Source organism: Pseudoalteromonas sp. Z9A4 (genome assembly GCF_011378845.1).
In the GTDB taxonomy this organism is placed as follows: domain Bacteria; phylum Pseudomonadota; class Gammaproteobacteria; order Enterobacterales; family Alteromonadaceae; genus Pseudoalteromonas; species Pseudoalteromonas arctica.
This window is the reverse complement of sequence record NZ_WTLA01000050.1, coordinates 1-5425: the sequence shown is the minus strand read 5'-3', so window position 1 is coordinate 5425 and position 5425 is coordinate 1. Positions and strand designations below refer to the sequence as shown.

Genomic DNA, 5425 nt, shown 5'->3' with positions numbered 1-5425 from the left:
ATCGATTGAACCAAAATAGGAACTCAGCTATGGTTTGTTTATCAATAAAAACAAATAAAAAACGAGTTAATCTACAGGCTCGTTAGGCATTCAAAGGAGTTCAATTGCTACTTTACAAATATCGATCAATTGATGATCTTTGGTTAACCTTAGATGTAATCTACAACAAACGACTTTGGTGTGCTAAATGGGATACTTTAAATGACCCATTGGAAGGACGGTATGAAACATTTTTTTCAAATGCAGATGAGAATTTTCGTAAAATTGTAGAGAATAAACGTGATAGTTATCGAATTTGCTCTTTTTCTAAGTCCTTAAATAATTTTCTTCTTTGGTCACACTATTCATCAGGTCATAAAGGAATCGCGATAGAAATTGATATTCCAGAAAATCTTTCTGATTTATGTGAAATTAACTATCAGCCATTCTCTCCTATTTTTACTGAAATTAATCAATCTAATCACGATTTACGTTATTTATTTGAAACTAAAACAGAAGAGTGGAAATATGAAGAAGAGTATCGCATCATCTCTAATGACGAATACTTTTACTTCAATAATTCTATTCGCCGAATATATGTGGGTCCCAAAGTAAGTGATGATCGCTTCAATATCCTTCGTTCGATAATTCCTCAGGAAATTGAGCTAGTAAAAACAGAATTAGATATTACACAAGCAAAAGTGGTTGTAAAAAATGCCTAACAAGCTGTTAAACAAGGACAAAAAACAGTTGGTTTTTGCTCCTTCGTCGCTTATTTTAACCAACTATTTTATTGCCTGTTAACATGGCGTTAAATGCCCTGTAACTTTGGAGCCTATGGAAAAAATATCTATAGCAATACACCAGTTAAACCGCTCAATTGAAATGTTTTTAGATGATAAAGATTACATTTGTTCAATTACTTTAAGTGGCGCATCTGAAGAAATTTTAGGTAAAGCTGTAGAATATGAAGGTGAAATTAATTCATTAAATGAACTAATTGATGGTTTGAAAGAAATCTCTGGAGAGGCTATATCCTCAAAAGATCTTCGAAATGAATATTTAAATAATGTCAGGAACTCCATAAAACATTATTCAAATATTGAAGATTCAAGTGTTACCACAAATTGGGAAGCACAAGCAGTTCAGCTTATAGCTCGTTGTTGTTCTAATGTAATAAAATTAAAAAGAGAGCCAAGTTACCAAATGTCTAGATTTATAGAGTGGTCAGGCATTTAATCGGGTAGCCGGAGGTCTCTAACCTCCAGCCCCCACACCACCCATCATGCGGGTCCGCAATGGGCGGTTCATCTCCCGTAATGAATACCGATCCAAATATCTCTCAATGACACTAAACCTTGTGATGCTAAATAGTCATTGCCTAGCGCAATGTTAATTCCTTTTGTTTTTGAGCTTCGACAAGGCCCTTTACTGGTGATACCACAGGCTATGGCGAGTCGTTCGCTAACACCCAATTTCATTAAACTGCGTACTTTGGTGCGAGGTTTACGCCATTGCCGCCAGTAGCACATTCTTATTCTACGGCGGATCCAATGATCTAAATCCACTGTTAATTGATAAGCGTTGGCTATTAGGTAATAGTGTCCCCAGCCACGTAAATACTGCGTAAGTTTATGAATCTGTAGTGTCATTGAGATCCCCCAGTTGCGGTTAGTGAGTTCCCTGACGTTTGCTTTAAATTTCTTTAGCGCCTGTTCGTGGATCTGCACTTGAGCGTAACGGAAGGTAAACCCAAGAAATTTCGAGCCTGATACTGGACCGACTCGACTTTTCGATTCATTCACTTTGAGTTTTAATCGCTGAGTGATAAACGCAGTAATTTCCCTTTGGATTATGAGCCCTTCGCTTTTCGTTTTTACTAAGATGATTATGTCATCAGCGTAACGTGCAAACTTAAGCTGTTTGTAAGTTAACTTCTTATCTAATTCATCGAGTAAAATGTTGGAAAGCAAAGGGGATAATGGCCCACCTTGAGGGACTCCCTTGGTTGACTCAAACCACAGACCCGTTTCGCGCTCTGCGATCCCCGCTCGGAGGTATTTACCAAGTAGGCGCATGAGTGCTTTGTCTTTGATTTTACGACCAACACGATTCATCAGCATGTCATGATTTACCTCATCAAAGAACTTAGACAAGTCGATATCAACTGCTGTTTTATAACCTTGTTTAACACAAGATTGAACATGATTCACTGCTTGACTGGCTCTTTTATAAGGACGATAACCATAACTATGTGGGGAAAATAGAGCCTCAAAGTAAGGGCTAATCACTTGAGCAATGGCTTGTTGGATCACTCTGTCGATAACAGAAGGGATCCCAAGCATTCGCTCACTGCTATCAGGTTTGGGTATCATCACGCGTTTGACTGGCAAGGGTTGATAAGTGCCGTTGAGTAATTGTTGTTTAATACCCAGCCAATGTAACTTAGCGAAGTCATTAAATTCCTCAATACTCATATTATCAATACCGGCAGCCCCTTTATTACGCTTAACATGTTGCCATGCTGCACCAATATTGTGGTTGCTCAGTACCCTTGCCATCAGGTCATGATTTGTTTGGTTGTATTCATTCGAGGTATTATTCACAGTCGAACGCTGTTCATCACTATCACAACACGGTGATCTATGTGAATTCAAGTTCATTTGTAGTATCTCCTCTGGTTAAGATGTTCTGGCCTTCACCATGTCTTATCCATTACGATAAGTGTTTGGCTACTATGCCGTCTGCTGACTTCTGATAAATCACTCTATCGATTACTCGATAAAGCGCGTCTAAACTAACGTTTGTTTACTGCTATTTCGCTCGCTGTAGGTCGCAGAAACCAGAGCGCCCAGGGTTGAAAGACCAGTCCCTAACTGGTGATCGCCAAGCGTTAGCACGGATGCGTGTTTATCAGATCTCCCCGAATAAGGTGCATCGACTTTCTCTGCACAACTGCATCATTTACGGTGGCCGTTAGATCACATGACTTCGCTATCTTGTGCTAGCTCGTCTCCAGCCTACGCCTCATATGATGTTTTTGTTCATCAGCTTACAGATTTGCTAGCGGCTTCCTCCAGACTATCTCTCGCGATTTAGCCCTTGCCATTCGCTAGTAGTTATCGTTTAATAACAGCATGTTATTTAAACGGTGATCTTCCTACAGAGGACTTTCACCTCATAAGTCAATGCCCATGTCGGGCGTACACAAGTTGCTTAAACGGACAAAAAACAGTTGGCTTTTGCTCGTTCCTCGCTAATTTTAGCCAACAATTTTATTGCCGCTTAGCAAAGCGTTAGCGGTACCGTGAGATTTGAGTATGATTTATCATTATTGTAGTGAAACAGTTTTTAGGCAGATAATTGAAAATAAAATAATTTGGCTGTCCGATATAACCAATATGAATGATGAAGGTGAATATAGAGATGGCTTTAAAATCATTCGTGATATTTTAAGTGAGTACCCTGATGTAGATGAGAAAACGACCACAAAAATGTCTCCTGATAATATCAATAATACTTTTAAAGTACTGATAGCTTGTTTTTCACAGCGTGGAGATATTCTCAGTCAGTGGAGAGCTTATGCGGATGATGGTAAGGGTTTTTCTATTGGTTTTGATTTAGAAATGGTCAAGCAACACAATATGTTCAATCGTTACTTGGAAAAAATGGAACCAATAACAAGCAAAATAGACTTCATAAGTGTCAGCTATGAACTCAGTATCTTCGAAAAAGAAGTCCATCAATTAATTAAGTCGTATAAAAATAGTAAGTCGCCTATAAGGTTTAAATTGTTAGCTAGAGCACTAATGTATATGGCAATTAGATATAAAGATAATTTTTTTACAGAAGAGCAAGAGATTAGAGGTTTTATAGCACCTGAAGATGCTATTAAAGGTGACGATTTTAAAATAGAAGTTAGAGAATGTAATTATGGAAAAACACATTATCATCAGCTCAAAACAAGCTTTAATGATATACATGCCATTAAAGAAATAATTATAGGTCCTAAAAGTAAATATAACGTTGACGATATTAGATCTTTATTAAAATGTCACGGACTGTCCAGTGTCACTGTCAATGTTTCTAATGGAACTGGAAAGTACCGCTAATCGGGTAGCCGGAGGTCTCTAACCTCCAGCCCCCACACCACCCATCATGCGGGTCCGCAATTGTCGGTTCATCTCCCGTAATGAATACCGATCCAAATATCCCTCAATGACACGCTAAGTAGTCATTGCCTAGCGCAATGTTAATTCCTTTTGTTTTTGAGCTTCTACAAGGGCCTTTACTGGTGATACCACAGGCTATGGCGAGTCGTTCGCTAACACCCAACTTCATTAAACTGCATACTTTGGTGCGAGGTTTACGCCATTGCCGCCAGTAGCACATTCTTATTCTACGGCGGATCCAATGATCTAAATCCACTGTTAATTGATAAGCGTTGGCTATTAGGTAATAGTGTCCCCAGCCAAAATTAACAAGACACCCACTCTAAATTTTGCACTTTTCGAAGTTAGAGGCTAGCCTTTATTTAGTGTAAAAAACAAGCAGGGTGTCACATGGCAATCGCTAGAAAGCGTCAAGTAAGTTTGGTTGATACAAAATACTACCACTGTATTTCACGCTGTGTTCGTCGTGCATTTTTATGTGGCGAAGACTGTTTTACCGGCCAATCTTACGAGCATCGACGAGGGTGGGTTGAAGATAAGCTGCTTGAATTAGCCAAGGTATTTTGTATTGAAGCAAATTAACAAGACACCCATCCTAAATTTTGATCTTTTTAAAATTTAAGGCTACGTTTTAATCAGTGCAAAAAACGAGCAGGGTGTCTTATGGCAATTGCAAGAAAGCGTCAAGTAAGTTTGATTGATACAAAATACTACCATTGTATTTCGCGGTGCGTGCGACGTGCATTTTTATGTGGGGAAGACCGCTTTACTGGTCAATCTTACGAGCATCGACGAGGGTGGGTTGAAGATAAGCTGCTTGAATTAGCGAAGGTATTTTGTATTGATGTATGTGCTTATGCCGTAATGAGTAATCACACCCATTTAGTACTGTATGTTGATGATAAAAAAATTAACAATGACACCCATCCTAAATTTTGCTGCAAACGACTCGGCTGTATCGAACCGGCTTTCCTTTAAATCAAAAGCGGAACATTACAGTGAACAAAGGCATGAATAAATTGACCTTACAAGGTCAAAAAAAAGTGAATGCCTTTACTTTATGCTGCGGCAACTGTATTTGCCTTGTTCATAATATAGAAAAACTGCAAAACACGATGCATTAAGAAGGGAAGCCTTTTTAACCTAAATAAAAGCCATTCAACCACTCGTAATCACTTCCAAAAAGCCAATTTAAACAACACCAAACACTTCTTTATATGCTGCGTAAAAATACAGTAATCGATTGAACCAAAATAGGAACTCAGCTATGGTTT

4 protein-coding genes and 3 pseudogenes are annotated in these 5425 nt (G+C 38.6%); 5 read left to right on the top strand and 2 right to left on the bottom strand.

The window, feature by feature from the left end:
• Positions 1 to 104: 104 nt before the first annotated feature.
• Positions 105 to 701, top strand: coding sequence for a DUF2971 domain-containing protein (locus GQR54_RS19330; RefSeq protein WP_166379686.1), 597 nt, complete (start codon positions 105 to 107; stop codon positions 699 to 701).
• Between the two features lie 115 nt (positions 702 to 816).
• Entirely contained in the window at positions 817 to 1218 is a 402-nt protein-coding gene (locus GQR54_RS19325; RefSeq protein WP_166379684.1) for a hypothetical protein, read from the top strand.
• Positions 1219 to 1286: 68 nt separating this feature from the next.
• Here the strand turns inward: GQR54_RS19325 and ltrA are convergent, their stop codons facing one another.
• Positions 1287 to 2642, bottom strand: a complete 1356-nt coding sequence (gene ltrA, locus GQR54_RS19320; protein WP_240918987.1) for a group II intron reverse transcriptase/maturase — start codon at positions 2640 to 2642, stop codon at positions 1287 to 1289.
• A 657-nt stretch (positions 2643 to 3299) separates the two neighbouring features.
• Between ltrA and GQR54_RS19315 the strand changes: the two genes are divergently transcribed.
• On the top strand, positions 3300 to 4091 hold the full coding sequence (locus GQR54_RS19315) for a DUF2971 domain-containing protein (protein ID WP_166379682.1): 792 nt from the start codon (positions 3300 to 3302) through the stop codon (positions 4089 to 4091).
• A gap of 68 nt (positions 4092 to 4159) precedes the next feature.
• Here GQR54_RS19315 and GQR54_RS19310 read toward each other — a convergent pair.
• Positions 4160 to 4452, bottom strand: a pseudogene (locus tag GQR54_RS19310) (group II intron maturase-specific domain-containing protein); the annotation flags it as partial.
• A gap of 89 nt (positions 4453 to 4541) precedes the next feature.
• Here GQR54_RS19310 and GQR54_RS19305 point away from each other — a divergent pair.
• A pseudogene (locus GQR54_RS19305) lies at positions 4542 to 4718 on the top strand (transposase); the annotation flags it as partial.
• Positions 4719 to 4814: 96 nt separating this feature from the next.
• Positions 4815 to 5060: pseudogene (locus GQR54_RS19300) on the top strand (transposase); the annotation flags it as partial.
• Positions 5061 to 5425 lie beyond the last annotated feature (365 nt).